21 protein-coding genes are annotated in these 23,820 nt (G+C 58.9%); 16 read left to right on the forward strand and 5 right to left on the reverse strand.

The genetic code is table 11. The features are described from left to right. Window positions 1-313 precede the first annotated feature (313 nt). The 4 genes from BJF97_RS35725 to deoC form a co-directional block, all read right to left on the reverse strand. Entirely contained in the window at window positions 314-544 is a 231-nt protein-coding gene (locus BJF97_RS35725) for a hypothetical protein (protein WP_014839463.1), read from the reverse strand. Beyond that, window positions 525-1,298 (reverse strand): DeoR/GlpR family DNA-binding transcription regulator, encoded by a 774-nt coding sequence (locus BJF97_RS24230; RefSeq protein ID WP_009654966.1) that lies wholly within the window; start codon window positions 1,296-1,298, stop codon window positions 525-527. The genes BJF97_RS35725 and BJF97_RS24230 overlap by 20 nt, the downstream gene beginning before the upstream one ends. Window positions 1,299-1,359: 61 nt before the next feature. Continuing rightward, the gene (locus tag BJF97_RS24235) at window positions 1,360-2,865 is read right to left on the reverse strand and encodes a xylulokinase (RefSeq protein WP_032694039.1); all 1,506 of its coding nucleotides are present in this window, start codon (window positions 2,863-2,865) and stop codon (window positions 1,360-1,362) included. Window positions 2,866-2,918: 53 nt separating this feature from the next. Then, a complete protein-coding gene (gene deoC, locus BJF97_RS24240; protein ID WP_014226716.1) occupies window positions 2,919-3,668 on the reverse strand; it encodes a deoxyribose-phosphate aldolase in 750 nt (249 codons plus the stop codon). A gap of 363 nt (window positions 3,669-4,031) precedes the next feature. On the opposite strand from deoC, the gene BJF97_RS24245 reads away from it, so the two are divergent. The 15 genes from BJF97_RS24245 (at window position 4,032) to BJF97_RS24315 (ending at window position 21,775) form a co-directional block, all read left to right on the forward strand. Next, window positions 4,032-4,832, forward strand: coding sequence for a DeoR/GlpR family DNA-binding transcription regulator (locus tag BJF97_RS24245; RefSeq protein ID WP_014226717.1), 801 nt, complete (start codon window positions 4,032-4,034; stop codon window positions 4,830-4,832). 109 nt (window positions 4,833-4,941) lie between these two features. Then, complete coding sequence (gene alsE, locus BJF97_RS24250; RefSeq protein WP_032694037.1) at window positions 4,942-5,631, forward strand: D-allulose 6-phosphate 3-epimerase; 690 nt, start codon at window positions 4,942-4,944, stop codon at window positions 5,629-5,631. An 11-nt stretch (window positions 5,632-5,642) separates the two neighbouring features. Further along, on the forward strand, window positions 5,643-6,584 hold the full coding sequence (locus tag BJF97_RS24255) for a ribokinase (RefSeq protein WP_032694035.1): 942 nt from the start codon (window positions 5,643-5,645) through the stop codon (window positions 6,582-6,584). A gap of 36 nt (window positions 6,585-6,620) precedes the next feature. After that, window positions 6,621-7,955 (forward strand): L-fucose:H+ symporter permease, encoded by a 1,335-nt coding sequence (gene fucP / locus BJF97_RS24260; protein WP_014839471.1) that lies wholly within the window; start codon window positions 6,621-6,623, stop codon window positions 7,953-7,955. Window position 7,956: 1 nt separating this feature from the next. After that, window positions 7,957-8,346, forward strand: a complete 390-nt coding sequence (locus tag BJF97_RS24265; protein WP_032694034.1) for a VOC family protein — start codon at window positions 7,957-7,959, stop codon at window positions 8,344-8,346. A gap of 250 nt (window positions 8,347-8,596) precedes the next feature. Continuing rightward, window positions 8,597-10,153 (forward strand): class I adenylate-forming enzyme family protein, encoded by a 1,557-nt coding sequence (locus tag BJF97_RS24270; protein ID WP_014226721.1) that lies wholly within the window; start codon window positions 8,597-8,599, stop codon window positions 10,151-10,153. Continuing rightward, the gene (locus BJF97_RS24275; RefSeq protein WP_032694033.1) at window positions 10,150-11,742 is read left to right on the forward strand and encodes an acyl CoA:acetate/3-ketoacid CoA transferase; all 1,593 of its coding nucleotides are present in this window, start codon (window positions 10,150-10,152) and stop codon (window positions 11,740-11,742) included. Before BJF97_RS24270 ends, BJF97_RS24275 begins: the two co-directional genes overlap by 4 nt. Window positions 11,743-11,753: 11 nt before the next feature. Continuing rightward, window positions 11,754-12,488, forward strand: a complete 735-nt coding sequence (fabG, locus tag BJF97_RS24280) for a 3-oxoacyl-ACP reductase FabG (RefSeq protein ID WP_032694031.1) — start codon at window positions 11,754-11,756, stop codon at window positions 12,486-12,488. An 11-nt stretch (window positions 12,489-12,499) separates the two neighbouring features. Further along, the gene (locus BJF97_RS24285) at window positions 12,500-13,690 is read left to right on the forward strand and encodes a thiolase family protein (protein ID WP_032694030.1); all 1,191 of its coding nucleotides are present in this window, start codon (window positions 12,500-12,502) and stop codon (window positions 13,688-13,690) included. A gap of 135 nt (window positions 13,691-13,825) precedes the next feature. After that, a complete protein-coding gene (locus BJF97_RS24290) occupies window positions 13,826-15,163 on the forward strand; it encodes an MFS transporter (RefSeq protein ID WP_014226725.1) in 1,338 nt (445 codons plus the stop codon). A 13-nt stretch (window positions 15,164-15,176) separates the two neighbouring features. Then, on the forward strand, window positions 15,177-16,055 hold the full coding sequence (locus tag BJF97_RS24295) for an SMP-30/gluconolactonase/LRE family protein (RefSeq protein WP_032694029.1): 879 nt from the start codon (window positions 15,177-15,179) through the stop codon (window positions 16,053-16,055). A gap of 76 nt (window positions 16,056-16,131) precedes the next feature. Further along, window positions 16,132-17,502, forward strand: a complete 1,371-nt coding sequence (locus BJF97_RS24300) for an MFS transporter (protein WP_023321586.1) — start codon at window positions 16,132-16,134, stop codon at window positions 17,500-17,502. A gap of 13 nt (window positions 17,503-17,515) precedes the next feature. Next, a complete protein-coding gene (locus BJF97_RS24305; RefSeq protein ID WP_032694028.1) occupies window positions 17,516-18,691 on the forward strand; it encodes a glycerate kinase in 1,176 nt (391 codons plus the stop codon). Next, window positions 18,688-19,845: a CdaR family transcriptional regulator gene (locus BJF97_RS24310; RefSeq protein ID WP_032694027.1), complete on the forward strand. Its 1,158-nt coding sequence runs from the start codon at window positions 18,688-18,690 to the stop codon at window positions 19,843-19,845. Before BJF97_RS24305 ends, BJF97_RS24310 begins: the two co-directional genes overlap by 4 nt. A gap of 280 nt (window positions 19,846-20,125) precedes the next feature. Continuing rightward, a complete protein-coding gene (locus tag BJF97_RS24315) occupies window positions 20,126-21,775 on the forward strand; it encodes an OFA family MFS transporter (RefSeq protein WP_014226731.1) in 1,650 nt (549 codons plus the stop codon). Window positions 21,776-21,803: 28 nt separating this feature from the next. On the opposite strand, the gene BJF97_RS24320 is transcribed toward BJF97_RS24315, so the two are convergent. Further along, window positions 21,804-22,334 (reverse strand): AAA family ATPase, encoded by a 531-nt coding sequence (locus BJF97_RS24320; protein ID WP_014226732.1) that lies wholly within the window; start codon window positions 22,332-22,334, stop codon window positions 21,804-21,806. A gap of 213 nt (window positions 22,335-22,547) precedes the next feature. Between BJF97_RS24320 and BJF97_RS24325 the strand changes: the two genes are divergently transcribed. Then, window positions 22,548-23,816: an MFS transporter gene (locus BJF97_RS24325; RefSeq protein ID WP_014839480.1), complete on the forward strand. Its 1,269-nt coding sequence runs from the start codon at window positions 22,548-22,550 to the stop codon at window positions 23,814-23,816. The last annotated feature ends 4 nt before the right edge of the window (window positions 23,817-23,820 follow it).

Raw genomic sequence — 23,820 nt, forward strand, 5'->3', positions numbered from 1 at the left:
ATTCTCCATGCGAATAATCAGACAACGCCTCAGAATGTTATTTCTGTAGCGTTCGGTAGTATCCGCTCATTATGGCTTGCATAATGACAATATATAAAATATGGTTTTTACTGTCATAACGCGATTCTGACATAAAGATTGAAATAAAATCCACTTTTTATTTCATTGGACATGTTTTTCAGAAGTTTCGCGTTACATTTTAAATGTGCGGGTACTAAGAATTATATTAGCTACGCGCATAATGTATTGAAAACTTTTAAAAATGAGGGAAACCAGCGACCCGTTTGTCCGTTGACGGATAAGCCGATGATCCCTAATGGCATAGAGGAACGTTTGAGGGGTTATACCCTTCGGGGGTATCTTTCCTGTACGCCACTATCAACGACGCTTTAATCCAGCGCGCTTTAATTGCGCTATATTCGGGAGAAGCCGTCACTTTCTCCAGCGCCGGGTTGATACGCGGCGCAATACCGAGCCCTTTACCGTAGTACTCCGGATCGGTGCGCCGCTGCCGGAACAGAACGCTAGAGGTGCGCCTCTTCATCCAGGGAGATCACCTGAATGCCGGCATTACGATACGCCTGAACGTCATCGGGCAGACGATCGACCACCACGGTATCAATCCGATCCGCAGCGGTAAACTGGGCAAGCGAGGTATTATTCAGCTTGCTGTAGTCGCAGACGATAATCACCTGGCTGGCGTGTTCAACCATGCCGCGTTTCGTTTCTGCCAGCATGATATCGGCCACGCAGGCGCCGTGTTTCAGCGACAGCGAATTGGCGCCCATAAACGCTTTATCGACGTTCAGGGTATCAAGAATGGAGCGTCCGTTGATCGCCACCACGCAGTGGTACCCCTTCTTCACGATCCCGCCCAGCAGAATGGTTTGAATAGAGGGGCTGGCTTCCAGCTCGCGGGCGATTTGGTAATCGTTGGTGACCACCGTGACGTTTTGTCGGTCGCGAATATTGCGCGCGATATGCAGGGTCGTCGTGCCGGTATCCAGCACGATAATGTCGCCATCCTCAACCAGCGCCGCCGCGCGCTGGCCGATCCGCTCTTTCGCGCTGAGGTTGACAATTTCACGCGCATCCGACGCCTGTTCAAAGCTCGCCCGCGTGCGAAGAACGGCGCCGCCGTGGGTACGGGTCAGCAGTCCCTCCTCTTCCAGCTGGCGGAGATCGGCACGAATGGTGGCGCCAGATACATTAAAGACGTCACACATCTCAGAAACAGCCACTTTGCGTTTTTCCCTGAGAATACTGAGCAACTTCTCCTGTCTTTCTTCTGCAAACATTCTGCCTCTCTCTTATTTACGGCACGTTACGCGCGACGCGGCGCTGGCTTACCGTTGCTTATCAGTCGGGTCCTGCGCTCAGGGCATCCAGCCTGTCGTATAAGGCGGCGGATTGCCGGTAGAGCGTATCAAAAAGCTCGCTGCAGGCGTGGTAATAATCCCGCAGACGGGGATCCGGCGAAATCAGCTTATCGAACTGCACCGTCTGCCTCACGCCGCTGGCAAAATCCGCGTACAGCCCCGCGCCAACCCCGGCGATAATACCGCATCCGGTGACGCCATTCTCCTGATTGCGCGTAGATAATATCGGAAGATTGTACGCCGCGGCTTTGATTTCAAGCCACAGCGGGCTGCGCGCGCCGCCGCCGGAAGCGATCATTTGTTGCGGATATTGCCCGCACGCCTGCAGCTGGCGCAGATTGCGCCAGGACGCAAAGGCCACCCCTTCCAGGATCGCGCGGAATAAATGACCGCGGCGATGCTTGCGCTGCAGGCCGAAGAACTGCGCCCGCGAGTTCGTGTGTTCGGCCAGACGCTCTCCCGTCAGATAGGGAAGAAAGAGCAGCTCTTCCGCACCGGCCGGCACCGCCGCAGCTTCCTGCAAAAGCTGCGGGTGGGTAATCTGGTTATCGGCAAGCGCCAGCCGCGCCCAGCGGACGGCATCGCCGCCGGCGTCGAGAATCGTAAATCCGCCCCAGGCCGCGTTAGCCAGATGAAGGTTATTGACCAGCGGGTGGCGTAACGGCCGCGGCGACACTACGGTGATCAGCGTCGACGTGCCGGTGGAGTCGGACGCCATCCCCGGCTCATATACTCCCGAGCCCAGCAGAGAGGCAGCCATGTCCGACGTACCGGCAACCACCGGGATCCCTGGCGGCAGGCCCGTCAGGCCGGCGGCGCGTGGGGTTACCTGGCCGATAATGTCGCTGGAAAGTTTGAGGTCCGGTAGCTGATCGACCCGCAGGCCAAACGTTTCGCAGGCTTGCGAAGACCAGGCGCGGGTTTCGCTGTCCATCAGGAAATAGCAGGACGCCTCGCTATAGTCGGTCGCCAGGGCGCCGGTCAGCATGAAATTAATATAGTCCTTCGGCATCAACACCTTGGCGAGCTTTGGCCAGCGCTCCGGATGATGTTCACGCCACCAGGCTAATTTGAAAGCGGGCCAGGCCGCCGCGGGCGGATTATTTAAATGCGCCAGCCACGTTTCCCGCCCTTCGCGCGCGGTAAAAGCTTCCACCTGCGGCTGGCTGCGCTTGTCATTCCACAGCAGCGCCCTGTCCTCCACCAGCTCGCCGCGATCGTCCAGCAGGACGGTGCCGTGCATCTGCCCGCAGGCGCCAATAACCGCAATCTGCGCAGCCGTTTCAGGATAGCGGTAAAGCACCTCGCGTATGCAGTCGCAGGCGGCCTGCCACCATAAAGACGGGGCCTGTTCTGACCAACCCGCACGCGGCGTGGTCTGTTCATACTCTCTTTGCGCAAAGCCTACCATCGTGCCGTCAACGCGCAAAAGAGCGGCGCGGGTACTGCCAGTGCCAACATCAATCGTGAGTATTTTATCTTTCATCACTGACTCCGGTGACGTCTTAAGGCGGGCCATCAGGCCCGCGGTCTCTCAGTTTAATCGGCGTTCAGCTCGGGAAAGCGTTCCGGGTGCTGCTCCAGTTCAGCCAGCACCTTGGTGACCGCGCCATGGCTCATGCCAAAGCGGCGGACGCCAAGCTGGTACAGGGCGCGCACCGTTGCCAGATCGCGGATCCCCCCGGCGCCTTTGATATCGATTCGTCCTTTAAGCTGGTCGGCAATAATGCTGACTTTTTCCACCGTCGCGCCGGTCGGCGCCCAGCCGGTGGAGGTTTTGACCCACTTCATCCCCACCTCTACGGCGATATCGCACACGCGGCGGATCTGCTCCTCATTGAGATAGTGCGTTTCGAGGATCACCTTCGCCGGTACCGGCGCGGCGGCGTCCACCACACGGCGCAAATCTTCGCGCACATAGTCATAATCGCCGGATAACACTTTGCCGATATTCACCACCATATCCACTTCGCGGGCGCCATCGGCAATCAGCTGCCGCACTTCCTGAACCTTGGTGTCAGTCGCATGCCCGCCGCCGGGAAAGCCGACCGGCCCGCCAATCATCACCTCTCCCGTCCCCTGCTGCGGCAGCAACGTACTGAGAAAACGCGTCCAGCAGGGCAGAACGTGGACGGAAATAATGTTGTATCGGGCTGCCAGCTCGGCGCAGGCGCGAACGTCCGCCTCGGTACTGGTGGCCTGGACTGCGCTCAGGTCGACTAAACGTGCAAAACGACGGGTTGTTTCATTCATGGTTTTATCCTGCTCTTTGTTTTTAGTTGCTTTCATTTAATGCTCTTAAACGGCTTAAATCCATTTAAAAACGCATAAAATGAAAATAACGTGATCAAATTAGCATTTTTTTATTTTCATTTGCTTTTAATTAGCAGACGAGAAATGAGCGATGCCCTTGATGAACGGGCGTAAACGGGCATAAACGGGCGCAAAGGCAATATTGCATTTATTTTTGTTTGTTTTTGTTTATGCCTGAATAACGGGCGAGAGAGCGAAACCGCTGCCGGATATGACGCCAAAATGCGTACGCTGTCACATTGGCCAGCGACAAAAAGGTCGCCTTCGCCGGATATTCCGGAGGTCTCAACGCCCTACGCAAGGGAAAGGTAATCTGATTATGTACTTCAGGAGAGAGCTATGTTGCCGCTGGAACGTCATCGTTTGATTGTTGAACTGCTGGGCCAACGCGGCGTGATGCGGGTGAATGAGATTGCGCAAGCGACTCGGGTCTCCAGGGAAACGATTCGCCGCGATCTGAGCGAGCTGGAACGGAAAGGGATTTTAAATCGGAGCCATGGCGGAGCGCTGGCGGCGGAGAACCCGCTGCCGGCGATCCGAGCGGCGTCGCCCGCCCTGCCGGTCGAAGATAGCCAGGGAAGCTTTCAGCAGAGAACGCTGCTGCACAGCGAAGGAAAAATGCGCGTTGCCCGCAAAGCGCTGCAGTGTCTCCAGCCGGGACAGACCATCGTCCTGGACGGCAGCAGCACCAGCTGGTTTTTGGCCCGGCAGATGCCGGAGATGACGCTAACGGTTATCACGCCCTCTATCCGCATCTTGCAAACGCTGATGAGCAGACGCTCGTTGCATCTCGTGGGACTGGGGGGCGATTTTTCCCCGACCGAGGAGGCATTCTTCGGTGAAACCGCCTCACGAACGCTGCGCGAGTACGCCGTCGATACGCTCTTTTTCTCCTGCCAGGGGCTGGAGCGCGATAGCGGTTTATATGCGGGTACGGAAGCCCACGCCGCCCTGTTGAAACAGATGATGCTGGCCGCCCGTCAGACCGTGGCATTGGTCGACGGCAGCAAGCTGGGGCGAACAGGCGTCGCGCGGATCGGCGGATTGGGCGAGCTGGACTGTTTAATCACCGAAAAGTTTGTCGATCCGCTGCTGGAAAAAGAGATGACCTGGCATAACGTCGGGCTACAGATCGCCTGAGTACGCCGTCATGACGTGACGGTGACTACGCGCATTGTCGAAACGCTGCTTCCCGCGGCAGGGCCAGACTTTGCCTGAAATCAGCCACTACCGGAATAAAAGAGGCCTTATGCGTTATTACCTTTCTCCCTCGCTCATGTGTATGGACATGATGAAGCTGGCGGAACAGCTGCGCTTTTTAAACGGCAAAGCCGACAGGCTGCACGTCGACGTGATGGACGGGCACTATGTGAAAAACCTGGCGCTATCGGCCAGCTTTGTGGCGCAGATTCGGCCCTATACGTCGCTTCCCATCGATGTCCACCTGATGGTCGAAGAGCCCGCCCCGTTTATCCCGGCGCTGATAGAAGCCGGAGCAGACGCCATTTCCCTGCATCCGGAAACCATCTGCCGCGAAGCTTTTCGGGTCATCAATATGCTTCGCCAGGCGGGGAAAGAGGTGGGGATGGTGCTTAATCCCGCCACGCCGGTTGAGAGCATCCAGCACTATCTGCATCTGCTCGATAAGGTCACGGTGATGACCGTCGATCCGGGCTATGCCGGTCAGCCGTTTATTCCCGAAATGACCGCCAAAATCGCGCAGCTTCATCAGCTAAAAGAGAGCCGCAGCCTCAACTTCTTGCTGGAAGTCGACGGCTCATGCAACCGCAACACCTACCGTGAGCTGCTGGGAGCCGGGGCGCAGGTATTAGTGATGGGCAGCAGCGGTTTATTCCGCCCGGATATGCCGCTCGAGCAGGCCTGGGAAAAAATGTCCCGCGATCTGTCCGCCGCGCTGCACTCCCCCGAGCACGTATAAAGGAGCGAATGATGTCAGGAAAAGTCTGTGTTTTTGGTTCATTCAATTTCGACATGGTGGCCAGAGTGGAGCGCTTCCCGGTGCCGGGCGAGTCGTTAGTGGCCTGCGGGAGCATGACCAGCGCCGGCGGAAAAGGGGCGAACCAGGCCACCGCCGCGCTAAAAGCGGGGGCGAATGTCCACTATATCGGCAAGATTGGCAATGATACCTTCGGCCATTTTGCCCGTCGTCATCTGAAGAGCGTGGGGTTTAACGCCGTGACGCTGCTGGTCGCCGAAGAGGTCCCCACCGGCAATGCGCTGATTTATGTGGCCGGCAACGATGCCGAAAACATGATTGCCGTCGACCCCGGCGCGAATATGACGGTGACCGATGATGAAATCGCCGGCTGCATTCCCGCTATCGGCTGCGCAGATGTGGTGCTGGTTCAGCTGGAGAATAATCTTTCCGCCATTGAACAGGTCGTTGACGCCGCGAAAGCAGCCGGGGCCTTCGTGGTGCTTAATCCCGCTCCCTGGCAGCCCGTTGAGCACGCCTTTCTAAGCAAAGTGGATTTGCTCACGCCGAACGCGACGGAGGCCGGGTTAATGACCGGGCGCCGGGTTGACTCTCTGGCGGCCGCGGCCGAGGCCGCCGATGCGCTGCATGCTCAGGGCGCGCGCAATGTCATTATCACCCTCGGCGCAAAGGGCGCCCTGCTGAGCGAGCAGGGCGTGAAATCCCCTATTCCGTGCTTTCCTTCTCATCCCCGCGATACCACCGGCGCGGGCGATGCCTTTAACGGCGCGCTAGCGGCGCGTCTGGCCTGCGGCGAGCCGCTGCATAGCGCGGCCCGATTTGCGGCGGCCTACGCCGCCGTCAGCGTCGAAAAGCAGGGCGCATCATCTTTACCGGATTACCAGGAGGCACGAGAACGGCTTTTACGTGCCGCCTCTGATTATGAAATGGCTTAAACCCTACTGTATAAAAACCATTAAGAGGATAGCTCAATGAGTACGCTAATCACGGATAAGGTCGATAAAGCGGCGGTCCACAATGAAAAACTGGACGCCAGCGCGTATTTACCGCACACCCCCTGGCTGCAATTTTTACTGGTCTGTTGCCTGTTTGCGCTCTGGGGGATGGCGGGCAACCTGAATGATATTTTGATCGCCCAGTTTAAAAAGGGCTTCGATTTAACGGATACCCAGACGGCGCTGGTGCAGTCGATTTTTTTCCTCGGCTACTTCTTTGTCGCCCTGCCTGCGGCGGCGCTGATTAAGCGTTATTCCTATAAAGCGGCGATTATTATTGGGCTGTGCCTGTACGCCCTCGGCTGTTTCCTGTTCGTCCCGGCCGCGCAGATCATGACCTACGGCGCGTTCCTCGCCTGCCTGGGGGTGATCGCCTGCGGACTCTCTTTTCTGGAAACCTCGGCAAACACCTACTCCAGCCTGCTGGGCCCGATCCACTCCTCCACCCAGCGCATTAACTTTTCGCAGATCTTCAACTCGCTGGGCGTGATTTCCGGCGTGCTGATTGGCCAGGTGATGGTCTTCGGCGAAAACGATCCGAGCCATGAACAGCTGCTGGCGATGCCCGCCGCCGCCGCGGACGCCGCGCGCCATCAGATGGTCGGCCAGGTGGTCGGGCCCTATCTGATTATCGGCTCCGTGCTGGTGGTGCTGGCGCTGGTGTTCGTGTTTATTAAATTCCCGTCGTGCAAGGGCACGCCCTCTCAGCAGCAGCAGCTCCCGACGGAAAGCATGGGGCCTACGCTGAAACGCCTGTTTGCCATCCCGCGCTTTCGCCTCGGGATCCTGTCGCAGTTTTTGTACGTCGGCGCCCAGGTTGGCGTATGGAGCTTCACGATTCGCTTTGTGCAGCTCGTGCAGCAGGGCACCAGCGAGCACTCCGCAACCTACTGGCTGCTGGCTTCTCTGGTGATTTACGCCGTGGGTAAAACGGTGGCCACCTGGTTGATGAACCGCCTGAATCCGGCGCTGCTGCTCGGTACCTTTGCCCTGGCCGCCACCGCCCTTTTACTGGTTGCCGTATTCAGCAGTTCAATGCTGGCGGTCTATGCGCTCATTCTGGTCAGCTTCTGTATGGCGCCATGCTGGCCGACAAACTTTGGTCTGGTCATCAAAGGGATGGGGAAAGATACCCAGACCGCAGGCTCGATCGTGGTGATGTCGATTATCGGCGGGGCCGTTATTCCGCTGGTGATGGGCATTATCTCGGATATGAACGGCGGCAATATGCAAATCGCCTTTATCGCCCCACTTGTGTGCTTTGTGTATGTCGCTTTCTACGGTTTCTGGTGCGTGCGTAAGGGGGTATAACATGCGCGAACTGATCAACACGATTGCTCATATTGGCTATCAGGTCAGCGACTTAACGCGTTCGCTAGCCTTCTATGAACCGCTGGGCTTTCAGCGCCAGCAGCGGTTTAGCAAACCGTCGCCGCAGGGCGCTATTGAAGTCGCGTTTCTTGAAATGGCGGGCGCCGTCCTCGAGCTGTACCAGCTTCCCGAAGGAACGCCTTTTGACGCCCCTCGCTGCGGTATCGATCATCTGGCGCTGGAAGTCAGCGACCTGGATGCGGTGCAGCAGCGGCTGGCGGCGCTCGGTTATCCGCTCGATGAAGGGCCGATTGAAGAAGAAAATGTGCGCTTCCTGCTTATTCGCGGCCCCGATGGCGAACGGCTCGAGTTCGATGCCTTTAAGCGCTAAGCGGCCGGCCTGATCCTCTTCTCCCTTTTAGGCCCGGTTAACACGGGTCTAAAAGCGGGCTTCCTCAGGCTTTACAAAAGCCTGCCTGCTTCCAGATTTTCGCCCCCCCCACCCGACCTCTCCTGCCTATTGTGCAATGTTACAAAATTGCTTCTGTTTTGTTGATTTTCTATTGTGAGCCATTCGGCAATTTCCTCTTCTGAATTTCCCCAGACTACTTCCAGTCAATACGCAATATCAGGAGAGACAAATGAGCAGCACCTCCGCCGACTTCCAGAATCTGTACCAGGCCCTGAGACACAGCGCCGCCCGCAGCCCGGATGCCCTGGCGCTGGCGTTTGAGGATCGGCGCTATCTGTACCGCGATTTTCACCTGCGGGTACAGCGAGCGATGGCGCAGCTTGACCAGGTCTGGTCGCTGCGCAAAGGCGATCGAATCCTGCTGGCCTGGGGGAATCATCCCGCATTTTGCGAAGTCCTTTTTGCCGCGCTTGGTCTGGGCATCGAAGTGGTGCCTTTCAGCACGAAGCTTAAGCAGGCCGAAAGCGAGGAGCTGGTGGGCCATATCGCCCCGCGGGTCGTACTGTTCGATGCGACCGTGCAGGACTGGCTGAAAAACACCCCCGACGCGCGCGCGGTTTCGCTCAGCGAATGGCAGGCGCTCCCCCTTCCCGAACCGCTGACCCGCCAGCCGGTCCCGGTTAACCGCGACGATACGGCGGTGATGATGTTCACCTCCGGTACCACCGGAGAGCCGAAAGGGGCGATTATCACGCACAATAACCTGCTCTGCGCGATTGACGCCTATACGCAAAAACTGAATCTCACCGCCGCGGATAGCACCATTCTGGCGGTACCTATCTATCACATCACCGGCCTGTCGGCGCTGCTGGCACTGTTTATTAGCCTCGGCGCGAGCATCTGGCTGCAGCACCGATTCAACGCCCCGCAGGTGATCGGCACCCTGCGCGAACAGAACATTACCTTTCTGCACGGCTCGCCAACCATCTTTATCCTTCTCTGCCAGGCGGCACGCGAGCAGAGCGCCAGTCATCCTGGCGATTTCCCCGCGTTACGCACGATTGCCTGCGGCGCGGGCCACCTGAGCGATGGACTGATCAACGAGTTAAAAACGCTGTTCCCGCATACGGCGATTCAGCCGATCTACGGGCTCACCGAAACGACCTCACCCGCGACGATTTTTCCGGGCGACGTCTGGGGCAGCGATAAATGCGGCAGTTCGGGCCAGGCGATCCCCGGCCTCGCCATTACGATCCGCAACGATCGCCAGCAGCTCCTCCCCGCCGGGCAAATCGGGCATATCTGGCTAAAAGGCGACGTGGTGATCCGCGAGTACTGGCAGCACAGCGAACGACGCCCGAGCTGCGATGCGCAGGGCTGGTTTTGTACCGGCGACCTGGGCTATCTCGACGATGAAGGCTGGTTGTACATAAAAGACCGCAGCAAGGACATGATCAATCGCGGCGGAGAGAAGATTTACTCGCTGGAGCTGGAAAACATTCTCTCTACCTATCGGGGAGTGCGGGAAGTTGCCGTCATCCCGACCCCCAGCCCGATCTATGGCGAAGAGCCGGTGGCGTTTATCGTGCCGGACGGCCAGCACCACCTGACCAGCGAAGAGATCCTCGGCTGGCTGAAGGTCAAAATCGCCCGCTTTAAGCTGCCGGCGCGCATTATTTTCACCCGCGTTTTACCGCGCACCCATAACGGAAAAGTGAGCAAACAACAGCTCAAAACGCGCCTCGCGGAATCCATCATCACGCTATCAACGGAGGATAAAAAGTGAGCAGCAAATTTATCGACGCCCATCAAGCGGCCCAGCGGGTCGCCAGCGGCGACACCGTCTGCACCGTCGGGATGACGCTTATCGGCGCGGCGGAGTCCATTTTAAGCGCTATCGAAGCGCGCTTTCTGACTGCTGGCGAACCGCGCGACCTGACGCTGCTGCATGCCGCTGGGCAAAGCGATCGCCAGCGCGGCATCCAGCACTTCGCCCACCCGGGTATGGTAACGCGGCTTATCGGCTCGCACTGGGGCCTGGCGCCGCGCTGGATGGCGATGATCAACAACAACGAAGTGGAAGCCTGGTGCCTGCCGCAGGGGCAGATCGTCCATCTCTATAGCGCGATGGCCGCCGGGCTTACCGGGCGGCTTTCCCCCGTCGGGCTCGGTACCTTTGTCGATCCGCGCATGGAAGGCGGGCGGATGAACGCCCGCACCCGCGAACGGCCCGATCTGATCGAGCACGTGACGTTTCGCGGCGACGAATATCTGTTCTACCCGGCCATTCCTCTGGACGTGGTCATTGTGCGCGGCACCCATGCTGATGAAGAGGGCAACCTCACGACCGATGAAGAGGTGATGAAGCTGGAAGTTCTGCACGCGGTTCTCGCCGCCAGACGCTATGGGGCGCAGGTGCTGGCGCAGGTGAAATATCGCGTGGCGAAAGGCTCGCTGCATCCGAAAAGCATCATCGTTCCCGGCAACCTGATCGACGCCATTGTGGTGTGCGAAGAGCCGCAGATGGATCACCGCCAGACCTCCAGCTGGGACTTCGATCCGGCGCTGTGCGGCGATATCCAGCTGCCCGCCGCGCAGAACGCGCCGCTGCCGCTCGACCTGCGCAAGCTTATCGGGCGGATTGCCTGCCGCTATCTGACGCCCGGCTGCGTCATCAATCTCGGCACCGGCATTCCTAACGACGTTATTGGCGCCATCATTCACGAAGAACGGCTCGGCGAGCAGGTCACCATCACCGTGGAGTCTGGGATCTACGGCGGGCAGCAGGCGGGCGGCGTTGATTTCGGCATCGGTCGTAACCTGAGCGCGATGATAAGCCACCAGGATCAAATGCTCTATTACAACGGCGCGGGGGTCGATATCACCTTTATGGGCGCCGGCGAGATGGACCCGCACGGCCACGTCAACGCCACGCGGCTCGGCGCATCCTGCCCCGGCGCGGGCGGTTTTATCGATATCACCCAGAATGCCCGCCACGTCGTGTTCTGCTCCTCTTTTACCGCCAAAGGGCTGGAGATCGCCTGTGAACAAGGGGCCCTGCATATCCGCCGCGAAGGCGAGGTACGCAAATTGGTCGCCGGGGTGAATCAGGTTTCCTACAACGGCGAGCTGGCCCGCGCCAAAGGACAAACCATGCATTACGTCACCGAACGGGCGGTTTTCGAACTGCGCCCGGAGGGGCCGGTGCTGACGGAAATCGCCCCCGGTATCGATCTTGAGCGCGACATCCTGGCGCATATGGATTTTCGTCCGGCGATCGCCGCGGATCTTCAGGTTATGGACAGCCGCTTGTTCACCCCGCAGCCCTGCGGCCTCGCGGAACATCTGTCCCGGAATTCATCCTCTGACTCATAAGGAAATTAGCTATGAAACTTGCCAGTAAAACCGCCATTGTTACCGGCGCCGCGCGCGGTATCGGCTTTGGCATTGCCCAGGTGCTTGCGAGGGAAGGCGCGCGCGTGATCATCGCCGATCGCGACACGCACGGCGAAGCCGCCGCCGCGTCCCTGCGCGAATCGGGCGCACAGGCGCTGTTTATCAGCTGCAATATCGGTGAAAAAGCGCAGGTCGAAGCGCTGTTTTCCCAGGCCGAAGAGGCGTTTGGCCCGGTGGATATTGTGGTGAATAACGCCGGAATCAACCGCGACGCCATGCTGCACAAACTCTCCGAAGCGGACTGGGACACGGTGATCGCTGTCAATCTGAAGGGCACTTTTCTCTGTATGCAGCAGGCCGCCATCCGCATGCGCGAGCGCGGCGCGGGCCGCATTATCAATATCGCTTCCGCCAGCTGGCTTGGCAACGTCGGACAAACCAACTATTCGGCGTCAAAAGCCGGCGTGGTGGGGATGACCAAAACCGCCTGCCGCGAACTGGCGAAAAAAGGCGTCACGGTTAATGCCATCTGCCCGGGCTTTATCGATACCGATATGACGCGCGGCGTCCCGGAAAACGTCTGGCAAATCATGATCAACAAGATCCCTGCGGGCTACGCGGGGGAGGCGAAAGACGTTGGCGAGTGCGTGGCGTTTCTGGCGTCCGACGCCGCGCGCTATATCAACGGGGAAGTCATTAACGTCGGCGGCGGCATGGTGCTGTAAGGAGAAAAACGATGACACAGGCTAATGATATTGTGGTTGTCAGCGGCGTGCGTACCGCTATTGGCACGTTTAACGGCAGTCTTAAGCATACCCACCAGCACGATCTCGGGGCAGCGGTTATTCGCGAAGCGATCGCCCGCGCCGGGCTTGCGCCGCAGGATATCGATGAAACGATCGTCGGCAACGTCGGGCAAATCGCCGAAAGCGGTTTTATCGCCCGCATCTGCCAGCTGCGGGCGGGGATCCCGCAGGAGAGCACCGCGTATTCGGTTAACCGCCAGTGCGGCTCCGGGCTTCAGGCCCTGGCGGACGGCATGATGCAGCTGCAAAGCGGCCAGGCCGAGGTGGTCGTCGCCTGCGGAACGGAAAATATGACCCAGCTGCCCTACTACCTGCGCAAAGCGCGCGATGGCTATCGCATGGGCCACGGCGAGCTGGAAGATGGACTGATCTCCATCCTTACCTGGCCAGAAGGGCCTTATCACAACGGCATCACGGCGGAAAACGTCGCGCAACGCTTCGGTATTACCCGCGAAGCGATGGACGATTTCGCCTGGTCGAGCCAGCAGAAGGCGCTGAAGGCGATCGCTGAGGATCGCTTCCGCGAGCAGATTCTGGCCCTTGAGGTACCGGACGGCAAAAAAGCGACCCGCCTGTTCGCGACCGATGAACACCCGCGCGACACCCCGCGCGAAAAGCTCGCCGCGCTGCGTCCGGCATTTAAAGCCGACGGCGTGGTGACGGCGGCCAACTCCTCCGGCATTAACGACGGCGCGGCCGCGCTGGTGATGATGACCCGCCAGCAGGCGGAACAGCGCGGCTTAACCCCGCGCATGCGGATTCGCGGCTGGGCGGTCGCCGGCTGCGGCGCGGAGATTATGGGGTTTGGCCCCTCTCCCGCTACCCGACGCCTGATGGACCGTCTCAATATGGATGTTCACGCCATCGATTTAATTGAACTCAATGAGGCCTTCGCCGCCCAGGCGCTGGCGGTGATGAACGATCTGCGTCTCGATCCAGCCCGCGTTAACGTCAACGGCGGCGCGATCGCCCTCGGCCACCCGGTGGGCGCCAGCGGTGCGATCCTGCCGATCAAACTGATGTATGAAATGGCGCGCAGCGGCGCACGCACCGGTCTGGTCACCATGTGCATTGGCGGCGGCCAGGGGATTTCTATGCTGTTCGAGCGCGAAGGCGCTTAGGAAAAGACGGCCCGAAGTGGGGCTTCGGGCCGGGCGTCGTTCGGGTCAGCACCCGGCGACAACCTGTGAGCTGACGAACGGGATCGACGCGATCCCGGCAAGGCTTCTGACCACGAATACGGGGAAATAATAACCATGTCCGCAATAAATGAAAAGGCGGTAAACGGGGCGCAGCTACAGCGCACCCATAAAAAGATCTACCGCCATTTGATGCCGTTGCTTATCGTGGCGTACATCATCAGCTTTATTGATCGTACCAATATTGGCATGGCGAAAGCGACCATGTCGGTGGATATCGGCCTTTCCGCAACCGCATTCGGCCTCGGGGCCGGGTTGTTTTTTCTCACCTACGCGGTGCTGGAGATCCCCAGCAACCTGTTTTTAACCCGGATTGGCGCACGGCGCTGGATCGCCCGCATCATGATCACCTGGGGGATCATCTCCTGCGGCATGGCGTTTGTCACCGGGCCTACGTCCTTTTACGTGATGCGCCTTTTGCTCGGCGCCGCCGAAGCAGGGCTCTATCCGGGCATTATTTACTACCTGACCCTCTGGTTTGGCCGCGAAGAGCGCGCTAAAGCCACCGGTCTGTTCCTGCTGGGAGTCTGCCTGGCCAATATTATCGGCGCGCCGCTGGGCGGATTGTTATTAAGCCTTGATGGAATGTCCGGCTGGCACGGCTGGCAGTGGATGTTCTTTATCGAAGGGCTGCCTGCGATAGCGCTGGCGTTCGTCGTCTGGCGCAGGCTGCCGGATAAACCTGCCGACGCCCGCTGGCTGGACAGCAACGACGTGGAGGCAATCAACGCGGTGCTGGAGAAAGAAGCCAAGGAGACGCGCCATACGCCGAGCCGTTTTTCCCTGAAAACCGCGCTCACCACCCGGGTGTTTTTGTTGCTGGTGCTGATTTACTTTACCCATCAGTTTTCAGTTTACGGCCTGAGTTATTTCCTGCCGGGGATCATCGGTAGCTGGGGCCAGCTTACTCCGCTGCAGATCGGTCTGCTGACCGCCATCCCGTGGATCGCAGCCGCCGCTGGCGGGATCCTGCTGCCGCGTTTCGCCCGGACGGAGCAGCGTTCGCGCAGCATGCTGATGGCTGGATATCTGGTCATGGCGACCGGCATGGCCATTGGCGCGATTGCCGGCCACGGCGTGGCGCTGCTTGGCTTCTCGCTGGCCGCTTTCATGTTCTTCGCCATGCAATCCATCATCTTTAACTGGCTCCCCTCGATCATGAGCGGGCATATGCTGGCGGGCAGCTTCGGCTTGCTTAACTGCCTCGGGCTGTGCGGCGGCTTTCTCGGGCCGTTTATCCTCGGCGCGTTTGAGGACCGCACCGGCGCGGCAACGTCCGGCTTATGGTTCGCCGTCGCGCTACTGATCGTCGGCGCGCTGGTGTCTCTGTTCATCAAAAGTTCGTCATCCCCCGGCAGTGCATCGGCAAAACAAGCCGACGGTGAAAAAGCGTAATCAGGAGGTTCTTATGCGCATCGAAGTCTTACTGGATTTAAAAACTCGACTCGGCGAAAGCCCGGTCTGGGATGTTGAACAGCAGCGTCTTTGGTGGGTGGACAGCCTCGACGGGCGCCTGTTCGCCTGTAACGCGCAGGGCGGCGCGATTAAGAGCTGGGACGTGCGGCAGAAAATTGGCTCGTTCGCCCTGCGCCAGAACGGCGAAGGCGCGGTGGTGGCGCTAGAGAATGGCGTGCATCTGCTCGACTTCGCCAGCGGCGAGCTGACGCTACTGCACCATCCGGAAGCGGACCGACCCTTTAACCGGCTCAACGACGGCAAAGTCGATCGTCAGGGACGTTTTCTGTTTGGATCGATGGATATGCGTGAAGAGGAGCCGAGCGGCGCGCTATATCGCCTGGACGCCGATCTGTCGCTGCACGTGCTGAAGAAAAATATCATCGTCTCTAACGCCCCCTGCTGGAGCCCCTCCGGCGAGACGTTCTATTTTGCCGATACCTGGACGGGCGAAATCTGCGCCTGGGACTACAACACCGCGACCGGCGATCTCTCCGGAGAACGAGTCTTTTGCCGTGTCGATAGCAGCGAAGGCGGCGCGGCGGATGGCGCCACCGTGGACAGCGAAGGCTATCTGTGGAACGCGCTGGTCTACGCGGGCAAGCTGGTGCGCTACACGCCGGAGGGCAAGGTCGATCGCATCATTGAGATGCCGGTGAAAAAAGTGACCAGCGTCATGTTCGGCGGCGAAAACCTCGACGTGCTGTACGTCACCTCAATGGCGCAGCCGCCCCTCCCGCGCTTCCCGGAAGATAATCAGCTGCGCGGCAGCCTGTTCGCCCTATACGACCTGGGCGTGACCGGCGTAGCGGAACGGCGTTTTGCCGGCTAAGCCAACCTCCGGCTCGCCGCGATAACAATAATACCCGGCGAACTGACTCTGACCCTGACACCAGGCGGCGCGCATCATGCTGTCGCGACGCCGCGGAGTAAACACGACTATGACAACAATCAATCACACGCCTGCCGGCGAACAAGGTGGAAAAAAGCGGCTGATACATCGTTTCTCCTGGGTTTCGCTGCTGGTTTGCTGGCTAATCTGGGTGCTTAACGCCTACGATCGCGAGATGATCCTGCGCCTTGGCCCGGTCATCTCTAAAGAGTTTTCGCTCTCGCCGGAACAGTGGGGCAACGTCGTCGCCCTGATTATGGTTGCCCTTGCGGTGCTGGATATCCCCGGCTCCATCTGGAGCGATCGCTACGGTTCAGGCTGGAAGCGAGCGCGCTTTCAGGTACCGCTGGTGCTGGGCTATACCGCCCTCTCTTTTCTTTCCGGAATTAAAGCGATCAGCCACGGGCTGACGGCTTTTGTGCTGCTGCGCGTTGGCGTCAACCTCGGGGCCGGCTGGGGCGAGCCCGTCGGCGTCAGCAACACCGCAGAGTGGTGGCCGAAAGAGAAACGCGGCTTCGCGCTGGGGGTGCATCATACCGGCTATCCGATTGGCGCGCTGCTGAGCGGCGTGGTGGCAAGTCTGGTGCTTTCCGCATTTGGCGAAGGCAGCTGGCGCTACTGCTTCCTGCTGGCGCTGATCGTCGCCATCCCGCTGATGATTTTCTGGGCGAAATATTCCACCGCCGATCGCATCAACACGCTTTATCTGCATATCGATAGCCAGGGGATGACGCGCCCGGCGACCCAGGAAAGCAGCCATGTTGCCAAAGGCGAAGGGATGAAGACCTTTTTACGCACCCTGCGCAACCGCAATATTTCGCTAACGGCGGGCAATACCCTGCTGACGCAAATAGTCTATATGGGCATTAACGTTGTGCTGCCGCCGTACCTTTATCACGTCTCCGGCCTGTCGCTGGCGGCATCCGCCGGGCTAAGTATTATCTTCACGCTTACCGGTACCCTGGGCCAGATAATTTGGCCCTGGCTGTCCGATAGCTTTGGCCGTAAACGTACTCTGATCGTCTGCGGTCTGTGGATGAGTATCGGCATTGCGCTGTTCTATTTCGCCACCAATATGCCGCGCCTTATCGCCATTCAGCTATTTTTTGGCCTGGTGGCCAACGCCGTGTGGCCTATCTACTACGCCATGGCTTCGGACTCCGCCGAAGAACGCGCCACCTCTACCGCCAACGGCATTATCACCACGGCGATGTTTATCGGCGGCGGCATTTCGCCATTGCTTATGGGCTGGCTCATCCAGTTCGGTGGGGGGTGGGAAAATCCGGCGGGTTATATCTACGCCTTCTTTACCATGGCGGGATGCGCGCTGCTGGGGATGTTATTGCAGCTCATGACCACCGATAAAACGCCGCGCAAAGCGCATTAACGCAGGAGAACGCATGAAGATTGTTATCGCGCTGGATTCGTTTAAGGGTAGCTGTAGCGCGCAGGCCGCTTGCACAGCGGTAGCACAGGGGTTGCGCCGGGTTGACGAGGAGCTGGAGCTGGTCGAAATGCCCGTGTCGGACGGCGGAGAGGGGCTGCTCTCGGCCCTTGCGGAAAGTCCGCAGCTGAAGGGCGCGAGGTGGCAGCAGCAGCGTTGCGCCTCGCCTTACGGTCTCTCCGTACAGGCCGCGTTTCTGATCCTGCCCGGCGAACGGGCCATTATCGAGATGGCGCAAAGCTGTGGGCTGGAGCTCACGCCGAAAGCGCAGCGGGATGTGCGCCAGGCCAGCAGCTTTGGCCTGGGTGAGCAGGTAAAAGCGGCGCTGGATGCCGGGTGTCGGCGTTTGATTATCGGGCTGGGCGGCAGCGCGACCAACGATGGCGGCATCGGTTTTGCCCAGGCGCTTGGCGCCCGCTTCTGGCGCGAGGACGGCACGCTGCTGCCGGTTCCCGCGGCGGGCAAGGACCTAGCGCATATTCAGCGCATCGATTTAAGCGCCATGGACCCGCGCTTACGACAGGCCGAAATACAGGCCTCCTGCGACGTCACAAATCCTCTGCTTGGGGAAGATGGCGCCACCTGGGTGTATGGCGCGCAGAAAGGCGCGGATGAGGCGGCGCTCAGGGAGCTGGAGGCGGGTATGGCGCACTACAGTCGGCAACTTACGCAAACGCTCGGCTACGACGTCAGCGAACGGCCCGGCGCCGGGGCCGCGGGCGGTATGGGGGCCGCGCTGATCGCCTATGCGGGCGCCACGCTGCGCCCGGGCATTGACCTGGTGCTCGAACTGCTTAACGCCGACCGTCATCTTAGCGATGCCGCACTGACCATCGTCGGGGAAGGCTGGCTCGATCGTCAGAGCGCCTTTGGTAAAGCCCCGGTGGGCGTGGCGGGCAAAGCGGCGCGCCACGGCGTACCGGTTGTGGCCCTTTGCGGCGGACGCGATGAGAGCAGTCGGCAATTGTATCAACACCATATTGACGCGATGTGGTCTATCTGCCAGCGCCCTATGCCGCTGGCGGAGTCGATGAACACATGCGAACAGCTCCTCGCCGACGCAGCGGAGAATGTTCTACGAACCTTTCTGAGCGGGCGGCGCGGAGAGGCACATAAGCGGATAACTGTATGATTATTACGACGGCGCTGGCTAATGAAATTGTCGCCCGGGCAATGGCGATAATTCATCATAACGTGAACGTGATTGACCATCATGGACAGATCATTGCCTCAGGTGAACGGCATCGTATCGGCGAGCAGCATGAGATCGCCCGTGAGGTGATACGCACCGGTAAACGCATTTGTATTAATAACACCGCGGAAGCCGCGCGTTTTCAGAATGTGCATCCCGGTATTAATCATCCCATTATGTATGACGATCGCGTGGTGATGGTGGTGGGTATCAGCGGCGATCCCGCGGCGATCAGCCGCTATGCTGAACTGGCGGTACTCACCGCCGAGCTGCTGGTCCGCCAGGCCATAGAGATGCGGGAAACCAACTGGCGACAGCGTCTGCGCGATACCCTGTTTGGTCAATATCTTGATCAAGGCGCTTCGCCCGCCGGACAGGAAGCGCTGCATCGCCTGGTGGAGCTTGGCTTCGCTTTTGATGCGCCGCTGGTGCCGGTCGTGGTAACCGTCCAGGTCGAACAGCACCAGCTAAGCGAAATACTGAGTACGCTGCTGCGGGAATTCTCGCAGCTGTCCGGGGTAAGAGACGTGATTTTGCTGGGCAGTAATGAAATATTGCTCCTCAATACGCTGAGCGACCCCCAGGAAACGCTGCTGCGGGGCATCGAGTTTGTCCTCAGCAATCAGATCAGCCATTACCATATCGGTATTGGCGTGCAGGCGGACAGCGCTCCGGATATTCGCGAGGCCATCCGATTCGCCAGGTCGGTGATTGAGGTGGGGAGCAAAGTGCAGCCGCAGCGGCAGATCTACTACTTTCGCGAAATGGCGATGCTCTGCCTGTTCCGGGTGCTGGAAGACAGCTATATGGTCAATTTTTTCATCAATAACGTACGCCAGCTGCTTGAGCATGATTCCGGCGAAGTGCTGCTGGATACCCTCAGCAGCTTTATTGCCAATAACGCCGAGCCGGGCAAAACGTCGCTGCTGTTGGGGATTCATCGCAATACGCTCACCTACCGGCTGCAGCAGATTAAAAAGCATATTCAGCTCGATCCGATGGTCTTCACCGACCTGACGCAGCTGGCGGTGTCGGTACACTGCTATCGTCGGCAGAACCCGCGCCAGAGCGAATGGATTGATACCTTAAGCTAACGTGCGGCGGGCGAGCAGGCCGGTACGCGCCCTCGCCACCCGGCACCGCGTATCACTCTGAGATCGCCGTTTATCAAAATAATAGCGCGCCCGGCGATTTTATCGCAGGCGGTGCCTCCGTCGCCGGTGGCGGGCTTTTCGCCTCAGCCGTTCGGCGGAGCTTGCTCGCTTCAGTCGCCATTTTTGTACACAATTTAATCAAATGGCACCGTTCTTGCCTTTTATCTACGTTCCCCGACCGCAGCATTCGTCGGCCAATATCGATAAAAAGGACAGGAAAATGGCGCAAATGAATGAAAACATCGCGACCGCACCGGTCTCTCCCCTCCGCGATTTTTTCGCGAAACCCCGTATCATCGCCAGGCCCGGCTTTAACCGCTGGCTGGTGCCACCGGCCGCGCTGGCGGTTCATCTCTGTATAGGTATGGCCTATGGGTTTTCCGTTTACTGGCTGCCTATGTCGCAGCTCATAGGAGGAAGCGCGTCCTTGCAATGCCCCGCCACGATGTCGTTCTGGCAGCAGCTGTTTACCCGCGATTGCGACTGGAAAATCTCCATGCTGGGCTGGACCTACACGCTATTTTTTGTTTTTCTCGGCTGTTCGGCGGCGCTGTGGGGCAGCTGGCTTGAGAAGGTTGGACCGCGGCTGGTGAGCTTTATTGCCACCTTGTGCTGGTGCGGCGGCCTGCTGCTATCCAGCGTCGCTATCTATTTCCATCAGCTGTGGCTGCTGTGGCTGGGGGCCGGGGTCATCGGCGGAATCGGTCTCGGACTGGGCTATATTTCACCGGTTTCGACGCTGCTGCGCTGGTTTCCTGACAAGCGCGGAATGGCGGCCGGGATGGCGATTATGGGTTTTGGCGGGGGAGCGCTGGTGGGCGCGCCGCTGGCAAACGGTCTGATGAATTACTTCGCCGGTCCGGCCGGCAACGGGGTATGGCAAAGCATTCTGGCGCTGGCGGCGATTTATGCGCTGTTTATGCTCGCCGGTACCTTTGGCTATCGCCTGCCGCCCATGGGCTGGCATCCTTCGGGTGAGAAGGCGCAAAAAACGATTCGCAATAATCCCACGATCCAGGTGCACGTCCGCGTTGCCTGCCGCACTCCGCAGTTCTGGCTGCTGTGGATGGTGCTGTGGCTCAACGTCACCGCGGGGATCGGCATTCTCGGTATGGCCTCGCCGATGCTGCAGGAGATCTTTGCCGGTAAACTGCTGTCGCTCGATCTCAGCTGGCATGAGCTGAACGGCGAGCAGCTGAAACGCATTGCAACCATGGCCGCAGGATTTACCGGCCTGCTCAGCCTGTTTAACATCCTGGGACGTTTTTTCTGGGCATCGGTATCCGACCTGTGCGGGCGCAAAATGACCTTTGCGATCATTTTCTGCCTGGGCGCCGTGCTGTACGGCACGTTGCCGCTGGTGAATCACGGCGGCTATATCGCGCTGTATGTCTGCGCGATGTGCATTATCATTTCGATGTACGGCGGAGGCTTTGCCAGTATTCCCGCCTATCTGGCCGACGTCTTTGGCTCACAAATGGTGGGCGCGATTCATGGACGCTTGTTAACCGCCTGGTCGGCGGCGGGGATCAGCGGCCCGGTTCTGGTGAACTATCTGCGCGAGTATCAGCTGACGCACGGGGTCTCGCCCGAGCGCGTCTACGATATTACGCTGATGGTCCTGACCGGCCTGCTGGTATTGGGTTTTATCTGTAATCAGCTGGTGCGTCCGCTGACGGAAGAGCATGCGATGACCGCGGAACAGCAGCAGCAGGCGAAAGGACTGTATACCATCAACAAGGATGCCCAGCTCACGTGGGAGCCCCGCCCGTCCACGCTGCTGTTAACCGTAAGCTGGCTGGCGGTGAGCGTGCCGCTGTTATGGGGCGTCGGTACCACCCTCCAGCAGGCCGTGAAATTCTTTATGTAGGTTGTTGCCGCCGATGGCCCGGCGGCTTCTACGAACCTACCGGCGCGTGGCGATCGCGTGACGCAATATGCTCAACGATCCGCTCTACCGCCTCTTCTGCGGTCAGCACCGAGGTATCCAGAGTCAGGCTGGCGGTGCGCCAGGGTTCGTACTCACGGGTGATAACCTTTTGCCAGTCCGGCAGAATATGACCGCGAATATCCGCCACTCGGTTTTCCACGCGATACCGATGCTGCATTTGGTCGGAGCAGGTCAGTTCTATCTCCAGATAAGGCGCGGCATTCTCGGTCGCGACCGCTCTCCAGGCCTGGCGGGTAATGGCTATAGGGTTAACTGAGTCGGCAATCACCACGTTGCCCAGCCTGAGGTTATCCGCAGCAATGGCGTACGCCGCCAGATATCCGGCCGGTCCTATATCGTGCCGGGTGACGGTTTCGGCGCGGATCAGCGCCTGTTCAATTGAATCAATCCGTAACCAGACGGCCCCCAGCCTGGCGGCAAGCAGGCGAGCGATGGTTGATTTCCCGGTACCGGGCAGACCGCCAAAGATCAGTAACATAGATATCCCGTTATTTAAGCGCCTTTAATGAATGACAACTTCCGGACGTTGATGACAATAGAGCGCCGATCGCCTCACGTCCAGCGCTGATGCGCGCATGTGGGATAAGGTCAAAAAACCACAAAAAAACATGGTTAATTTATCTCCATTTAGGGTCTGTTGAGTTTGTTTACAGATACTAAGATGCAGGATGGCAGATTCCCCGGAGCCCGCATGAATACCCCGCCACGGCGTTTAATCCAGTACGGCAGCGTCATGTTGTTTCCGCTGGCGATGATTATTTATGATTTTTCGGCTTACCTGACCACGGATCTTATTCAGCCAGGCATTATCCATATCATCAACGAGCTTCAGGCTGATGTCACCCTGGCTCCGGTATCGGTCAGCCTGTATATGGCTGGAGGCCTGGCGCTGCAGTGGCTGCTGGGCCCTCTGTCAGATCGTATCGGCCGCCGCCCCGTTCTGCTCACCGGCGCCCTGATTTTTGCTCTCTCCTGCCTGAGCATGCTGTTTGTCGCTTCGATCGCGCAATACTTCGTCGCCCGTTTTATCCAGGGAACAAGCATCTGCTTTATCTCAACCGTGGGCTATGTGTCGATTCAGGAAGCGTTTGGGGAAACCGATTCGATCAGAATCATGGCTGCGCTAACCTCTATCGTCCTGCTTGCGCCAGTTATCGGACCGCTGGCGGGCGCGACGCTAATGACGGTGATGCACTGGAAACTGCTGTTTGCCATTATTGGCGCGCTGGGCCTGGTGGCCTGGGCCCTGCTGCTTTTTAAAATGCCGGAAACCGTTATCTCTCAGGGACGGGGATTTAAACCGGGGGAAGTGCTGGCTGATTTCATCGCGGCGTTTCGTCATCCCGTGGTGCTGACCGGTTCGCTGGCGGTGGCCTTTGGCAACGTGCCGATGATCACCTGGGTGGCGCTCTCTCCGGTGATTCTGATTGAACACGGCGGCCTGTCTCCTGCGGCATATGCCTGGACTCAGGTGCCGGTGTTCAGTGGGCTGATTATCGCCAGCGCGATCGTGGCGAACGTGGTAAAAGACCCAACTTCACCGCGCTTTATCTGGCGTACCGTTCCGATACAGCTGACCGGCCTGCTGATCCTGCTGGTCGGTAATCTTCTGTGGCCGCATGTCTGGTTCTGGTCGGTGCTGGGTACCAGCATTTATGCGCTGGGGATTGGGCTACTCTACCCGGTGCTGTTCCGCTTCACGCTCTTTTCCCATCATCTGCCAAAAGGTACCGTGTCCGCCACGCTGAATATTCTGGCCCTGAGCGCGTTTGCCGCTTCCATTGAGGCAACCCGTTGGATCTACTTCCATGCCGGAGGCAGAATCGCCTTCCACTGCGCGGCGCTGATGGCCGGTATCGCCGTGGTAATACTGGTTTCCCGGCTGCTGGAACTGCGTAAGCGGCATCAGGAGGCATCAACAGATAATCGTCACCTCCACGGCAATGTTCATAAAGAATGAGATC

It is taken from the genome of Klebsiella sp. LTGPAF-6F (genome assembly GCF_001753185.1).
Taxonomy (GTDB): Bacteria; Pseudomonadota; Gammaproteobacteria; order Enterobacterales; family Enterobacteriaceae; genus Klebsiella; species Klebsiella michiganensis.